The organism is Aeromonas sp. QDB03 (assembly GCF_027707985.1).
Classification (GTDB): Bacteria; Pseudomonadota; Gammaproteobacteria; order Enterobacterales; family Aeromonadaceae; genus Aeromonas; species Aeromonas hydrophila.
Map to the genome: position 1 here is coordinate 60,025 of NZ_JAPCJG010000011.1, position 14,872 is coordinate 74,896.

Genomic DNA, 14,872 nt, shown 5'->3' on the forward strand with positions numbered 1-14,872 from the left:
AAATCATGATAGCAATCAGAACTCTGCTGACCCTGACCCTGCTGCTGGGGGTGGCATATCCGCTGGCCGTCACCGGGCTGGCCCAGCTGCTCTTCCCCTGGCAGGCCAACGGCAGCCTGCTCACCAACGCCAAGCAGCAGGTGGTCGGCAGCGCCCTGCTGGCACAGAAGTTCGAGCGGGCCGACTACTTCCACTCCCGCCCCTCCGCCAGCGACTTCGCCACCATAGGCGGAGGTGCCAGCAACCTGGGGATGAGCTCGCCGCTGCGGGCCGAGTTTGCCGCCGCGGCGGCCAGGGCGCAGCCGGAGGCCAGGGTCCCCGCCCTGCTGACCCGCTCCGCCTCCGGCCTCGATCCCCATCTGCCACTCGCTGCAGCGCTGGCTCAGGTAGAGCGGGTCGCCGGGCAACGCGGGCTGGATCCCGTTCAGCTGACGGAGCAGGTCAAGTCGGCGGCACAAGCTGGTATCCTTGGCCCGCAGGTGGTCAACATTCTCCAGTTGAACCTGCAACTCGATCATCAAAAGGGCGCCTGAGGGCGCTCCTTGCCGCTCGGGACAGGCTCCCTTTCGACAACGGGAACAAGCATGAGCAATGAGGTCACGGCCGCAGTTCGGCCGATGCAACGGGAGCACGGGGATGCGTGATGAGGTGAGGGCGGACGCCCTGCTGGCGAGCCTGGAACAGGAGCACAGGGGCAAGCTGAAGGTGTTTCTCGGTGCCGCCCCCGGTGTCGGCAAGACCTACGCCATGCTGCAGGCGGTACGGGAGCAGGCCAAGGAGGGGGTCGACATCCTGATCGGGGTGGTGGAGACCCACGGCCGCCAGGAGACCCTGGCCCTGCTCGACAAGCTCGCCATCCAGCCGCGCAAGCTGCACCTACACCGCCAGCAGCGGCTGGAGGAGATGGATCTGGACGGCCTGCTGGCCCGCAAGCCTGCCATCGCCGTGGTGGACGAGCTGGCTCACAGCAACGCCCCCGGCAGTCGCCACGAGAAGCGCTGGCAGGATGTGGAAGAGCTGCTCGGTGCCGGCATCGACGTCTACACCACCCTCAACGTGCAGCACCTGGAGAGCCTCAACGATCTGGTGTGGCAGCTGACCGGGGTCAGGGTCAAGGAGACCCTGCCGGATCAGGTGCTGCTGGAGGCCGACAGCCTGGTGCTGATCGACCTCCCCCCCAAGGAGCTGCTCGGCCGCCTCAAGGAGGGCAAGGTCTATGTGCCCCACCAGGCCAAGGCCGCCCTGCAGTCCTTCTTCTCTCTCAACAACCTCACCGCCCTGCGCGAGCTGGCGATGCAGACCGCCGCCAGCCACGTGGAGGGGGATCTGCAACTGCAGTGGCAGGCGGCCGGCAAGACCACTCTGCCGCTGCGGGGCAAGCTGATGGTCTGCCTCGGCGATCAGCACGGCGCCGCCCTGGTGCGCTACGGTCACCGCTTCGCCCAGCGCCGCCAGCTGCCCTGGCTGGTGGTGCACATCGACAGCAAGGGGCAGCGCTCGGTCGAGCTGGAGCAGGCACTGGCGCTCGCTTCCCAGCTGGGGGCCAAGGTGCTGACTCTCTCCAGTCCGGCGGTGGCCGACACCCTGCTGGAGACCGCCGAGCAGCAGCAGGTATCGCAACTGCTGCTGGGCAAACCCCACAAGGCGCCCTGGCGTCGCTCGCTGGTGCAACATCTGCTCAAGCAGGCGCAAGGACTCGAGATCACGCTGGTGGATACCGAGAAGCGCAAGCCCAGCCTGGGCTTGCAGCCGCTCCACCCCAAAGACATTCGCCAGAGCCTGCTGGCGGTAGCCATCATGGGGACCACCTCGGCCGCCGTCTGGGGCCTCTCCCACTGGCTGCCGCCCGCCTCCCTGCCCATGCTGTTCGTGCTGGGGGTGCTGGCCACCGCGCTCACCACCAGCCTGATGCCCGCCATCCTGGCCGCCGTGCTGGGCTTCGTCGGCCACAATCTGCTGTTCACCGCCCCCTACTTCTCTTTGAGCGTGGCCAGCCACAGCGATCTGCTCACCCTGTTCGTGCTGCTGATCGTCGGCATCACGGCCGGGCGGCTCGCCTCCCGTCAGCGCCAACAGCTGATTGGCCTGCGCGAGACCCAGCAACTGGGCAATGCCCTGCTGTCGCTGAGCCAGGGGCTGGCCACCGCCAGCAGTCCGGAAGAGGTGCTCAGGCAGGGATCCCAGGCCATCTCGCTGGCGCTGGGCCAGCCGGTGTTCGCCCTCGATCAGCACTACCAGCACAGGGCCGGCTCGACCCAGCACAAGCCGGGGCAGACCGACAAGGCGGCCATCGACTGGTGTCTGGCCCAGAAGCAGAGCGCCGGCGCCCACACCGCTACCCTCAACGCGGCCGAGGCCCAGTACCACCACCTCAGCGACGAACTGGTGCTGGGGATAGTGCTGGCCAATCCGCTCGCCTCCTCGGCCGAGCATCAGCTGCAGGCCCTGCTCACCGATATCCGCGCCGCGCTGGCCCGGATCGATCTCAACGAACGGCTGGCCGACAGCCAGCTGCAGGCGGAGACCGACCGGATGCGCGCCGCCCTGCTCTCCTCGGTTTCGCACGATCTGAAGACGCCACTGGCCACCATCATGGGGGCCGGCAGCACTCTGCTGGAATATGGTGACCGGATCAGCAGCGAAGATCGCAGCGAGCTGCTGCACTCGGTGCAGGACGAGGCGCGCCGCCTGCACAGCTATGTGCAGAACCTGCTGGACATGACCCGCATCGGCTCGCCGGATTTCCAGCTGAAACGGGACTGGGTCGACCTGGCGGATCTGGTGGAAAACGCCCGCCGCCGGCTCGACTCCTCCTGGCGCCAGCACAAGCTGCTGTTGCACTTCGATCAGCAGATCCCCCGCCTCTATGTGCACGGCGCCCTGATCGAGCAGGTGCTGGTCAACATTCTCGACAACGCCTCCCGCTACTCGCCGGCCGGCACCCCCATCGAGTTCAAGGTAATGCTGGCGGACCCCGATCTCATCCTCGACATCATCGACATCGGGGTCGGCATTGCCGAGTCGGATCGGGACAAGATCTTCAATCTGTTCTACACCCAGCCGGTCGGCGACTGCGGCAGCCGCGGCACCGGACTTGGCCTCGCCATTTCCCGCGCTATGATAGAGGCCCACGGCGGCCGCATCTGGGCATTTTCCGGCCCTAACGGCAACGGCACCTGCATGCGCATCTCCCTGCCGCTGGCGCTCAATGCAGCCGCGGCCTGAACCTTTTTACTCTATCCAGCTGGAGGCTGAATGGCTCACATACTGGTCATTGACGACGAGGCGGCCATCCGCCGTTTTTTGCGGATCAGCCTGATCGCCGAGGGGCATCAGGTGAGTGAGGCAGTCGGCGTCAACGAGGGGCTGGCGCAGTATCGCCACCTCAATCCCGATCTGGTGATCCTGGATCTCGGTCTGCCGGACGGAGACGGCATCCAGGTGTTGCAGGCCATTCGCGAGCACCATCAGCACCCGGTACTGGTGCTATCGGCGCGGGATTCTGAGCAGGAGAAGGTGCGACTGCTGGATGCGGGGGCCAACGACTACATGAGCAAGCCGTTCGGCATCGGCGAAATGATGGCTCGCATCCGGGTGCTGCTGCGCCAGCGGGCCGGGGTCAGCAGTGGCGAACAGCGCCACTTTCCCCAGTGCGGGCTGACTCTGGACAGCAGCAGCCACAGGGTCACCCTGGGGGAGGAAGAGGTGCCCCTCTCCCGCAAGGAGTTCGCCCTGCTGCAGGCCCTGGTGTGCCACCCCGGCAAGCTGGTGCTGCAGACCCAGCTGCTCAACGACATCTGGGGACCGAGCCACAAGGAGGACACCCACTACCTGCGCATCGTCATCGCCAGCCTGCGCAAGAAGCTGGGAGATAACCCCCAGCAACCCACGCTGATAGAAACCGAATCCGGCATCGGCTACCGTTTTATCGGCAGCTGATGTTTCACGTGGAACGACGCCAACTGCAGCAGAGGGCCAGCAGACCGCAGCCGCCGAGCAGCAGACCGAGATCCTGCAAACTGGCTGCAACCGCCAACCCCAGGCTGAGCAACAGGTAGTAACCGAGCCCGAACAGGGCGCCGGCACTGCCCGCCACCTCCCGATAGGCCAGCAGCGCCTGGCTCAGCACATTGGGGATCGCCAGCCCGAACGCCACCACCACCCCCATCATCGGCAGCAGGAACCAGAGCGAAGTCTGACTGGCCCACACCAGCCAGCCGGACCCCAGCGCCAACGCGGCAGCGAGCCGGATCAGCGAGGCAGGCGACCAGCCACGCCCCAGCAGGCGCTTGTTGAGCAGGCTGCCCCCCAGAGTCGCCAGCGCCAGCAAGATGCCGGAGTAACCAAACTCGCCCGCGCTCAACCCCAGCCCGGCAAACAGGAAGGGCGCCAGACTGTAGTAGCCGAACAGCATGGTGTTGAACAGCGCCACCAGAGCGGCGCTGCGCCACAAGGCTGCATCACGCGCCATCCGTTGTGCCAGCGGCCAGAGTGCCGCCCGCTGGGTGATGGCCGGCCGGGTTTCCGGCAGCTGCCAGCAAGTGACCAGCAGCAATCCGGCAGCCAACACCAGCAGGGCGCTGAATACCCCCAGATAGCCGAACCCGCTCGCCAGCTGGCCGCCGCTCACCAGCCCCAGCACCGGGCTGAGGGAGAGCGCGATGCCCATCACCGAAAAGACCCGCGCCAGATCGCTGCCCTGATAGCTGTCGCGCAGCATGGTCTGGGTCACCACGGAGCCCACGGCGGCGCCGAAGGCCGCGATGACCCGGGCCAGCAACAGGGTTTCAAACTCAGTGGCCAGCAAAGCCAGCAGAGTGCCGGCGCCATAGGTCATCAGCCCCGCCAGCATGGCGGGACGCCGCCCGACCAGATCGCACAGTCTGCCCCAGCAGACCACGCCCGCCGCAAACGCCAGAAAATAGACCGACAGGGTCTGGGATGCCTGCCCTTCGCTCACCCGAAACTGGCTGGCGATATGGGTCAGCACCGGGCTGTAGATGGTCTCCACTATCTGCGGAAACATCATCAATCCGACCACCAGCCAGAGCGGTGGCAACTTGTTGTTCATGACAAACCTCCTTCACAAGAGGCCGTCATTCTAGAGTGATGCCGATTGTCCGATTACAATAAGCAGGACTATAAGCATCAATAATCGGACACATGGCCTTTATTCTTCCCGATCACCCTTTTGACCCGGATCAGCACGATGGCAGCGCCATCGGGATCGCCTCCGCCCTCGGCTGGCATGACTCCGGCCGTCATCAGCACAAACGCCATCAGCTGCTGTTCGCCCAGGCCGGCTGCATGACCATAGAGCTGGACGATCAGGTCTGCCTGCTGCCGCCGACGCGAGCGGCCTGGTTGCCGGCAGGCCTGCCCCATCGGGTGCTGATGCGCGGGGTGGTGGCGTATCGCTCCCTCTACTTCCAGCCGGAGCCCGGCTTGCCGACCGAGATGGCTGTGCTGGCGGTCAACCCGCTGCTGCGGGAAATCATCGAACGGATGGCGATCTGGCCGTGGGACAAGCCGGCGACGGAGCAACATTGCACGCTGGCGTTGTTGCAGGAGGAGTTGGCGCAAGCGCCGCGGGAATCCTGGCAGTTGCCGCTGCCGTCAGACCCACGTCTGGCCGGCTGGCTGCAGGAAGTGAAGCGGGGCGACACCCTGCCCGATCGGCTCAACCGGCTGGCCGAACGGGTGGGTGCCAGTGACAAGACCATAGGTCGTATCTTCATGCGGGAGACCGGCATGAGCTACCAGGCCTGGCGCCAGCAGTGGCGACTGTTGCGGGCACTGGAGCTGCTGGCCGAGGCCGAACCCATCAGCCGGGTGGCGGCCACGCTGGAGTTCGCCAGCGACAGCGCCTTCATCAGCTTCTTCAGACAGCACACGGGGCAGACCCCGCTGCGCTATCTCAACTCTCGGGGTGAGTCGCATCGGCCGAGCTCGCCTCCACCACCAGGGTCTCCAGCGCCAGCGGCTTGAGGTTGTGGATCGCCTCCTCCACCACCGCATGGGAGGCCTGCTGCTGCTGGGCCGCTATCTCCTGCGCCAGCTTGGCGCTGTCCAGTTCGGGTCTGGGGTACTCGTCGGCCATGACGTTCAGGCTCAGGCTGCTGGCAATCAAGGTTGCGATCAGGATTTTCATCTGGTGTGCTCCGGTGTGGTTGAGATGACCAGATAGCTATTCCAATTGTTGTGCCACATCTATAACGACATGATTTTGTTTAAATTAATAATTTTTAGATGGAAACTGGCGCCAGTTGGAAAACATCCTGTAGTCAGGATTGAACCAACAAGTGGTCATTTTCACCACGCTTAATTTTTGTCTGCTGTTCCACGTGGAACGTCCCATTTTTTTGATCGACACCCGCTTTTAAACTGAGCTATGGTGCTAGCTCCCCCGTAACTGACTCTGGATCTGTCACCGAATGGAATTTTCCTTGTTCGGCGAGAAGTTCACTCGCCATGCCGGTATTACCCAACTCATGGATGACCTTAATCAGGGGCTGACCAATCCGGACGCCATCATGCTGGGTGGCGGCAACCCGGCCCCCATCCCCGCCATGCTGGAACGCTTTCAGGCCGAGGCCAAGAGCCTGCTCGACAACGGCGAGCTGGTGAAGGCGATGGCCAACTACGATGGCCCCCAGGGCAAGGACAGGTTCACCAAGGCGCTGGCGGCCCTGCTCAGCAAAGAGCTGGGCTGGGACATCTCCGCCCGCAACATCGCCCTCACCAACGGCAGCCAGAACGCCTTCTTCTATCTGTTCAACCTGCTGGCGGGCGAATTTGCCGATGGCCGCAAGAAGAAGGTGTTGTTCCCGCTCGCCCCCGAGTACATTGGCTATGCCGACTCGGCACTGGCGGACGACTACTTCGTGGCCTACAAGCCCACCATAGAGAAGCTGGCCGACGGCCAGTTCAAGTACCACGTGGACTTCGAGAGCCTGCAGGTGGGTGACGACATCGGGGTGATCTGCGTCTCCCGCCCCACCAACCCCACCGGCAACGTGCTGACCGATGAAGAGATCGAACACCTCGATCAGATTGCCCGCGACAAGGGCATTCCGCTGCTGATCGACAACGCCTACGGCGTCCCCTTCCCGGGCATCATCTTCAGCGAGGCCAAGCCGTTCTGGAACGCCAATACCATCCTCTGCATGAGCCTCTCCAAGCTCGGCCTGCCGGGCACTCGCTGCGGCATCGTCATCGCCGACGAGAAGATCATTCAGGCCATCACCAACCTGAGCGGCATCATCAATCTGGCGCCGGGCAGTCTGGGGCCCGCCATCACCATTCCGATGATCGAGAGCGGCGAGATCATCGCCCTCAGCGAGCAGGTGGTGAAACCCTTCTATCAGCAGAAGGCGGAGCTGGCGGTGCAACTGCTGCGCGAAGCGATCCCCGACCCGCGCTTCCACATCCACAAGCCGGAAGGCGCCCTCTTCCTCTGGCTCTGGTTCGAAGGCTTGCCGATCCACTGTCAGGATCTGTACGAGCGACTGAAGGCGAAGAACCTGCTGATCGTGCCTGGGCACTACTTCTTCCCCGGCATCGACGACCCCGAGTGGCGTCACAGCCAGGAGTGCATCCGTCTCAACTACTCCCAGAGCGAGGAGCTGGTACGCCGTGGCATCGCCATCCTGGCCGACGAGATCAACACCCTCTACGCCAGCTAAGCCAGTCCGGCGATACAAAAACAGAGAGGCCTGCACATGCAGGCCTCTCTTGATTATCACGCGCCGGTTGGCTTAACCGGGCAGTGCCAGCTGATCGGGCTTGCCGATCGGGATGGCACGAGGCTTGAGCGCCTCCGGCAGCTCGCGCGCCAGATCGATGGTCAGCAGCCCATGTTCCAGCTTGGCGCCCTGCACTTCCACATGCTGGCTCAGCTTGAAGGCGAGCTCGAAGTCGCGCTCGGCGATCCCCTGATGGAGGAACTGGCGTTCATCGGCGGCGGCCTTGCGCCCCTTCACCTTGAGGGTGCCGTTTTCGGTTTCCAGCTCCAGCTCTTCGCGCTCGAAGCCAGCCACGGCAACCGTGATGCGATAGCCATCGTGATCGCGCTTTTCGATGTTGTACGGGGGATAAGCGGCGGTCTTCTGCTCGAACAGACCTTCCAGCTCACGGGCCATCCGCTCGAAGCCGACGGCGTTGGAATAGAGATGAGAAAAATCGAGATTACGCATAATCCTATCCTTCTATAAGCAACAGGTTTCACTTCTCCACGGACCCGTCATCGGCACCCGGGAAACGTCAACAATTCAATGAGGTCAGGCTATCAGCCGTTGATCTCGATCTTGCGGGGCTTCATCGCCTCGGGCACTTCGCGCACCAGGTCGATGTGCAGCAGACCGTTTTTCAGATCGGCCCCCTTCACCCGCACATAGTCGGCCAGCTGGAAGCGACGCTCGAAACCGCGTTCGGCTATGCCTTGGTAGAGGTAGTTGCGCTCGGTATCGGCCTGCTTGTTGCCCTTCACCGTCAGCAGATTTTCCTGGAAGCTCAGCTCCAGCTCTTCCTGGGTAAAGCCCGCCACCGCCATGCTGATGCGGTAGTCGCTGTCACCCAGCTGCTCGATGTTGTAGGGGGGATAACCGGCATTGCCATTGCTGGCCGCAGATTCGATGAGATTGGCCAGACGATCGAAACCGATGGCAGAACGATAGAGCGGAGAAAAGTCGATAGAACGCATAGTATTATCCTCTTTTGAGCGATAACTGATTTTTGCCCTCCTGATGGACGGGCGCCTGGTCGAAACCTCTGTCGAGCGTTCCGGCCTTGTTATCTATATAGGGGCCCGCTTTCGGCTTTCAAGGGTCCTGATCGAAAAATCTTCTCGCCGCCCGTTGCAGGCCTTTTCCACATTCAACTTTCTCCCCCAGTCACAACATGGCACCCTGAGCGGAGATCTTGAGGAGCCATATCATGTCCCGTTCCGAACGCCTGCTGGCCCTGCTGCAACTGCTGCGCGGCCACCGCTACGCCATCACCGGCAGCGAGCTGGCCAGCCAGCTTGGCATCAGCCTGCGCACCCTCTATCGGGATATCGCTACCCTGCAAGCACAGGGCGCCCACATCGAGGGGGAAGCGGGCATCGGCTATGTGCTGCGCCCCGGCTTCATGCTGCCGCCGCTGATGTTCAGCGAAGAGGAGCTGGATGCGCTGGTGCTGGGCTCACGCTGGGTGGCGGCCCATGCCGACCATGCCCTCAGTACCGCCGCCAGCAGCGCGCTGGCCAAGATAGAGGCCGTGCTACCCGCCGACTACCGCCAACAGCTGCATGCCAATGCCCTGTTGATCGGTACCTCTCGCGGTGACAGCCCCGTCGATGAGGCTCCGCTGCGCAGCGCCATCCGCCAGCAGCGCAAGGTGAGCCTGAGCTATCGGGATCTCAAAGAGGAGAGCTCGGAGCGCACTGTCTGGCCCTGTGCCCTCGGCTACTTCGACCAGGTGCGGGTACTGGTGGCCTGGTGCGAGCTGCGCCAGGGCTTTCGCCACTTTCGGGTGGACAGGATCAGCGCGATGCGGCTGGAGGAGGAACCTTATCCGGGCAGCCGGGAGCGGCTGCTCAAGGAGTGGCGCGACAGCCAGCAGATCCCGCAGCCCAGATTCATTGCTGACAGAAACTGACAGCAGGCAGCGCCATGCTGACGGGGTCGGCGCCGATGCGCCATCTCATCAGCAAGGAGCATCACCATGTTAGTCCCCCAGTTCACCATCCTCTACGTTGCCAACCCGGCCCGCAGCGCGCTCTTCTATCGCAAGCTGTTCGGACGCCCACCGGTGGAGGAGTCCCCCACCTTTGCCATGTTCGTATTCGAATCAGGCGCCAGACTGGCACTCTGGTCCAGCGCCACGGTCCAGCCCGCCGTGACCCAAACGGCCGGGGCCATGGAGCTGGCCTTCGCCCTCCCCGATGATGCCGCCGTCGATCGCCTGTCTGCCGAGTGGCAGGCGCGCGGGCTCACCCTGATCCAGGCACCGACCCGGATGGAGTTTGGCTACACCTGCATGGCGCTCGATCCGGATGGCCATCGTCTGCGCCTCTACTGCCCGGCCCCCGAACTGGGCTGAGCCGGCACCATCAAGACGGAGCCATGTTTCACGTGGAACGTGCCACCTCTTTCGCCAGAAAAACAAAAAGCCGCTCACAGGGAGCGGCTTTTTTATATCGAGCTGACAGCGTCGAATTAGACGTCGAGGTTGGCCACGCGCAGGGCGTTGGTCTCGATAAAGTCACGGCGCGGCTCAACGGCATCACCCATCAGGGTGGAGAAGAGCTGGTCGGCACCGACGGCGTCGTCGATGGTGACACGCAGCATGCGACGGGCTTCCGGATCCATGGTGGTTTCCCACAGCTGGTCCGGGTTCATCTCGCCCAGCCCTTTATAGCGCTGGATGTAGATGCCACGCTTGCCTTCGCCCATCAGCCACTCGACCGCTTCCACGAAGCTGGCGACCGGCTTCACCTTCTCGCCACGCTTGATGTAACCACCTTCCTCGATCAGGTTGGCGATCTCCTTGCCCAGCGAGACCAGCTGACGGTACTCGGAGGATTGCAGGAAGTCGTAGCTGAGCGGGTATTCACGGTCGACCCCGTGCTGGCGTACCACGGCGTGCGGCACGAACAGACGGCGCTCTTCGTCGTGGCGTACCTGCATCTGGTACTGGATGCCGTGGTTGCTCTCGTTGAGCACGGCTTCCATGCTCTGACACCAGGCCAGCAGATCGCTCTCGCTGCTCAGCAGCGCTTCGTTCAGCTCCGGCTGATAGATCAGCTGGGTCAGCACGGCTTCCGGCGCGCGGCGCGACATGCGGGTGATCAGGTGAGTCACCGAGCGATGCTGGTTGACCAGACGCTCCAGCGCCTCGCCACCGATGGCCGGGGCGGACTCGTTGACATGCAGAGTCGCACCGTCCAGCGCCATGGCAGTCTGGTATTGCAGCAGCGCGTCTTCGTCTTTCAGATACTGCTCCTGCTTGCCCTTCTTCACCTTGTAGAGCGGCGGCTGGGCGATGTAGACGTAGCCACGCTCGATGATTTCCGGCATCTGACGATAGAAAAAGGTCAGTAGCAGGGTACGAATGTGCGCACCATCGACGTCCGCATCGGTCATGATGATGATGTTGTGATAACGCAGCTTGTCCGGGTTGTACTCGTCACGACCGATGCCGCAGCCCAGTGCGGTGATCAGGGTGCCCACCTCCTGGGAGGAGATCATCTTGTCGAAACGGGCCTTCTCCACGTTCAAGATCTTGCCCTTGAGCGGCAGGATGGCCTGGTTTTTACGGTTGCGACCCTGCTTGGCGGAACCGCCAGCAGAGTCCCCTTCCACTATGTAGAGTTCGGAGAGCGCCGGGTCTTTTTCCTGACAGTCAGCCAGCTTGCCGGGCAGACCGGCGATATCCAGCGCGCCTTTGCGGCGGGTCAGTTCACGGGCCTTGCGGGCCGCTTCGCGGGCACGGGCCGCATCGATGATCTTGTTGACCACGATCTTGGCATCGCCCGGGTTTTCCAGCAGGAAGTCGGCCAGCTTCTCACCCATCGCCTGTTCGACGGCGGTCTTCACTTCGGAAGAGACCAGCTTGTCCTTGGTCTGGGAGGAGAACTTGGGATCCGGCACCTTGACGGAGATAACGGCAATCAGACCTTCACGCACGTCGTCGCCACTGGCGGCAGACTTGGCCTTCTTGCTGTAGTCCTCTTTATCCATGTAGGAGTTCAGAGTACGGGTCAGCGCGGTACGAAAGCCCACCAGGTGGGTACCACCATCACGCTGCGGAATGTTGTTGGTGAAGCAGTAAACCCCTTCCTGATAGGCGTCGTTCCACTGCATCGCCACTTCGACGCCGATGCCGTCCTGCTCGGTGGTGAAGTGGAACACTTTCGGGTGGATCGGGGTTTTGTTCTGGTTCAGGTATTCGACGAACGCCTTGATACCGCCTTCGTAGCAGAAGTGCGCCTCGCGGCCATCACGCTCATCCAGCAGACGGATGGAGACGCCGGAGTTGAGGAAGGAGAGCTCGCGCAGACGCTTGGCCAGGATCTCGTAGTGGAACAGGGTATCGCTGAAAATGGTCGGGCTCGGCCAGAAGCGGACTTCAGTCCCGGTGCCGGTGCTGTCGCCAATCTGCTTGAGCGGTGCCTGCGGCTCACCCAGGTGATAGGTCTGCTCGTAGACATGGCCGTTGCGACGGATGGTCAGCAGCAGCTTGTCAGAGAGGGCGTTTACCACGGAGACGCCGACGCCGTGCAGACCACCGGAGACCTTGTAGGAGTTGTCGTCGAACTTGCCGCCCGCGTGCAGCACAGTCATGATGACTTCGGCAGCGGATCGACCCTCTTCCGGGTGGATGTCGACAGGAATACCACGACCGTTGTCACGGACGGAGACGGAGCCGTCGGAATGGATCTTGACCTGAATATCGGAGCAGTAGCCGGCCAGAGCCTCGTCAATGGAGTTGTCGACGACCTCGAACACCATGTGGTGCAGACCCGAGCCATCATCCGTATCGCCGATATACATCCCCGGGCGCTTGCGGACCGCATCCAGGCCCTTCAGTACCTTGATATTCGAGGAGTCGTAAGTATTTTCACTCATAGCTTACTCTCTGCCTTCTCTAACGTTTCGGAGATCTTGCCTTGTTCCACGTGGAACAACTTGCAGTCATTCGCATCCATCATGTCTGCGAGCTGACCGGTGTCGATGGCGGTAATGAATACCTGGGACGCACACTGCTTCAGCCTTGCGGCCAGCAACCGGCGCTTGTCGACATCCAGTTCAGAGGCAAAATCATCAATTAAAAAAATACAGCCACGGCTGCTATGTTGATTCAAATAGAGCCCTTGGGCCAGTCGCATGGCACAGACCAGCAACTTCAACTGACCCCTGGACAAAATATCCTGAGCGGGGACGCCGTTCGCCTTGAGTCGCACATCGGCCTTCTGTGGGCCTACTCCTGTGTAACCCAGCGCCCGATCCCGCTCAAACCCCGCCTCCAGCAATTCATTGAGCGGGGTATCTTTTTCCCAGCCTCGATAGAATCCAAGGCTGATATCGAATTCCGGCAAAAAATCCGCCGTCATCTCCTTGATCAGGGGCGTAATGGCCTGACAATAACTGGCGCGAAACTCGGCCAATTCACCGCCCAACCGTACCAATTCCTGATCCCAGTACGCCAGCTGGCGATACTGGCTGCTCTGACGCAGCAGCGCATTGCGCTGTTTCAGCAGCCGACGTACTCGCCCCCACAGGGAGAAGAAGGTCGGCTCCTGATGAAAAACACCCCAGTCGAGCCAGGCTCGACGAGCCTGAGGCCCGCCGGTCAGCAGATTGAAGCCATCCGGATGGATCAACTGCACCGGCAGCAATTCGGCCAGCTCGGCCAGGCGCTGGGCCTGGGTACCGGCGATCTTGAGCTGGGTCTCGCCACTCTTGTCCTTGGCGAGGCCGATGGGTACCTGGCGCCCTTCCAGTTCACACTGGGCGAACAGGGTAAACGCCCTCTCCCCCTGGCGGATGACCCGCCCGGTCAGGTGAGTACGAAAGGAGCGACCGAGACCGAGGTAGTGAATGGCTTCCAGCACGCTGGTCTTGCCGCTGCCATTGCACCCGACCAGGATATTGAGGCCGGGCGACAGCGCGAGACTGGCCTGCTGGATATTGCGAAAGTCGCTGAGCTGGAGTTTGACCAGGGACACGACTAGATCCGCATCGGCATTACCACGTACTGAGCATCCTGACTGTCAAAATCCTCAATAATGGCGCTGCTGATGGAATCGCTCAGGCTGATCCGGATTTGGTCACATTTTAACGTATTCAGCACGTCCAGCACATAAGAGACGTTGAAACCAATCTCCATCTCGCCGGCTTCGTATTGTACGTCAAGCAGCTCTTCGGCTTCTTCCTGTTCCGGGTTGTTGGCGGTGATGCGCAGCAGGTTTTCCTGCAGATTGAGACGCACCCCACGGAATTTCTCGTTGGAGAGGATGGCGGCACGGGCAAACGCCTGGCGCAGATCCTCACGGCCGGCGATCAGGGCCTTGTCGCTGTTGCGCGGAATGACGCGGCGCCAGTCCGGGAAGCGACCATCCACCAGCTTGGAGGTGAAGATGAAGCCGTCGAGGGCGGCACGCAGGTTGCTGCGGCCGATCTGCAGCCGTACCGGCTTGTCTTCCGCTTCCAGCAGGCGCACCAGTTCCAGCACGCCCTTGCGCGGCAGGATGACCTGATGATCGGGCAGCGATTCCGTTACCACCTCGCGGCGGCAGGTCGCCAGCCGGTGACCGTCGGTCGCCACGGTACGCAGGCCGTGCCCCTCGCTCTCGAACAGCATGCCGTTCAGGTAGTAACGCACGTCCTGGCTGGCCATGGAAAACTGGGTGGCATCGATGAGCTTTTTAAGCTCCAGCTGGCCGATGTCGAACTCGAGCACGGACTCCCAATCCTCGATGTTCGGGTATTCGGTGGCCGGCAGGGTCGACAGGTTGAAACGGGAGCGACCGGAACGGATGATCAGGCGCTCGCCTTCGGTATTGAGGCGAATGTCCGCCCCCTCCGGCAGACCACGGCAGATATCCAGCAGCTTGCGCGCCGGCACTGTGGTGCGGCCATCCTGACTGTCGCTGTTGAGATAGACCTGACCGATCATCTCCACTTCGAGGTCGGTCCCGGTCAGTGACAGCAGACCGTTGCTCACATCCAGCAGCACGTTCCCGAGGATTGGCAGGGTCGGCCGGCCACCGAGGGCACCGGACACCAGTTGCAGAGGACGTAACAGGGCCTCACGGCTAATTTCGAGCTGCATCTGTGCTCTCCGTTGTTATTAGGAGGAAAAGGTTCGGATCAGGTTGGAATATTCG

Annotated in this window: 14 protein-coding genes; 7 read left to right on the forward strand and 7 right to left on the reverse strand. The window is 62.4% G+C overall.

Going from position 1 to position 14,872, the window contains the following annotated elements:
* The first annotated feature begins 5 nt into the window (after window positions 1–5).
* The 3 genes from PG900_RS19845 to PG900_RS19855 all read left to right on the forward strand — a co-directional run bounded on the left by PG900_RS19845 (window position 6) and on the right by PG900_RS19855 (window position 3,939).
* Window positions 6–533, forward strand: a complete 528-nt coding sequence (locus tag PG900_RS19845) for a potassium-transporting ATPase subunit C (RefSeq protein ID WP_011704060.1) — start codon at window positions 6–8, stop codon at window positions 531–533.
* A gap of 103 nt (window positions 534–636) precedes the next feature.
* Window positions 637–3,225, forward strand: coding sequence for a sensor histidine kinase (locus tag PG900_RS19850; RefSeq protein WP_270832106.1), 2,589 nt, complete (start codon window positions 637–639; stop codon window positions 3,223–3,225).
* A gap of 30 nt (window positions 3,226–3,255) precedes the next feature.
* The gene (locus PG900_RS19855; protein WP_011704058.1) at window positions 3,256–3,939 is read left to right on the forward strand and encodes a response regulator; all 684 of its coding nucleotides are present in this window, start codon (window positions 3,256–3,258) and stop codon (window positions 3,937–3,939) included.
* Between the two features lie 4 nt (window positions 3,940–3,943).
* Here PG900_RS19855 and PG900_RS19860 read toward each other — a convergent pair whose 3' ends face one another.
* Complete coding sequence (locus PG900_RS19860) at window positions 3,944–5,071, reverse strand: multidrug effflux MFS transporter (protein WP_270832108.1); 1,128 nt, start codon at window positions 5,069–5,071, stop codon at window positions 3,944–3,946.
* A 92-nt stretch (window positions 5,072–5,163) separates the two neighbouring features.
* Between PG900_RS19860 and PG900_RS19865 the strand changes: the two genes are divergently transcribed.
* Window positions 5,164–5,988 (forward strand): AraC family transcriptional regulator, encoded by an 825-nt coding sequence (locus PG900_RS19865; RefSeq protein ID WP_270832110.1) that lies wholly within the window; start codon window positions 5,164–5,166, stop codon window positions 5,986–5,988.
* Here the strand turns inward: PG900_RS19865 and PG900_RS19870 are convergent.
* Window positions 5,918–6,151 (reverse strand): hypothetical protein, encoded by a 234-nt coding sequence (locus tag PG900_RS19870; RefSeq protein WP_016348875.1) that lies wholly within the window; start codon window positions 6,149–6,151, stop codon window positions 5,918–5,920. The genes PG900_RS19865 and PG900_RS19870 overlap by 71 nt on opposite strands.
* Window positions 6,152–6,434: 283 nt before the next feature.
* Here PG900_RS19870 and PG900_RS19875 point away from each other — a divergent pair, with 283 nt between their 5' ends.
* Window positions 6,435–7,685, forward strand: a complete 1,251-nt coding sequence (locus PG900_RS19875) for a valine--pyruvate transaminase (RefSeq protein ID WP_270832111.1) — start codon at window positions 6,435–6,437, stop codon at window positions 7,683–7,685.
* Window positions 7,686–7,757: 72 nt separating this feature from the next.
* Here PG900_RS19875 and PG900_RS19880 read toward each other — a convergent pair whose 3' ends face one another.
* Together PG900_RS19880 and PG900_RS19885 are read right to left on the reverse strand one after the other, a co-directional pair.
* Window positions 7,758–8,195: an Hsp20 family protein gene (locus tag PG900_RS19880; protein ID WP_076362540.1), complete on the reverse strand. Its 438-nt coding sequence runs from the start codon at window positions 8,193–8,195 to the stop codon at window positions 7,758–7,760.
* A 92-nt stretch (window positions 8,196–8,287) separates the two neighbouring features.
* Entirely contained in the window at window positions 8,288–8,701 is a 414-nt protein-coding gene (locus PG900_RS19885) for an Hsp20 family protein (protein ID WP_010635612.1), read from the reverse strand.
* 233 nt (window positions 8,702–8,934) lie between these two features.
* On the opposite strand from PG900_RS19885, the gene PG900_RS19890 reads away from it, so the two are divergent.
* Both PG900_RS19890 and PG900_RS19895 read left to right on the forward strand, forming a co-directional pair.
* Window positions 8,935–9,639, forward strand: a complete 705-nt coding sequence (locus PG900_RS19890) for a helix-turn-helix transcriptional regulator (protein WP_270832112.1) — start codon at window positions 8,935–8,937, stop codon at window positions 9,637–9,639.
* Window positions 9,640–9,705: 66 nt separating this feature from the next.
* Entirely contained in the window at window positions 9,706–10,083 is a 378-nt protein-coding gene (locus PG900_RS19895) for a VOC family protein (protein ID WP_270832113.1), read from the forward strand.
* Between the two features lie 116 nt (window positions 10,084–10,199).
* On the opposite strand, the gene gyrB is transcribed toward PG900_RS19895, so the two are convergent.
* Genes gyrB through dnaN form a run of 3 tightly spaced genes read right to left on the reverse strand, consistent with a single transcriptional unit; the run spans window position 10,200 to window position 14,817 of the window.
* Window positions 10,200–12,611, reverse strand: a complete 2,412-nt coding sequence (gene gyrB / locus PG900_RS19900) for a DNA topoisomerase (ATP-hydrolyzing) subunit B (RefSeq protein WP_016348869.1) — start codon at window positions 12,609–12,611, stop codon at window positions 10,200–10,202.
* Window positions 12,608–13,711, reverse strand: coding sequence for a DNA replication/repair protein RecF (gene recF, locus PG900_RS19905; RefSeq protein ID WP_076362545.1), 1,104 nt, complete (start codon window positions 13,709–13,711; stop codon window positions 12,608–12,610). The genes gyrB and recF overlap by 4 nt, the downstream gene beginning before the upstream one ends.
* A gap of 2 nt (window positions 13,712–13,713) precedes the next feature.
* On the reverse strand, window positions 13,714–14,817 hold the full coding sequence (gene dnaN / locus PG900_RS19910) for a DNA polymerase III subunit beta (RefSeq protein WP_011704048.1): 1,104 nt from the start codon (window positions 14,815–14,817) through the stop codon (window positions 13,714–13,716).
* Window positions 14,818–14,872 lie beyond the last annotated feature (55 nt).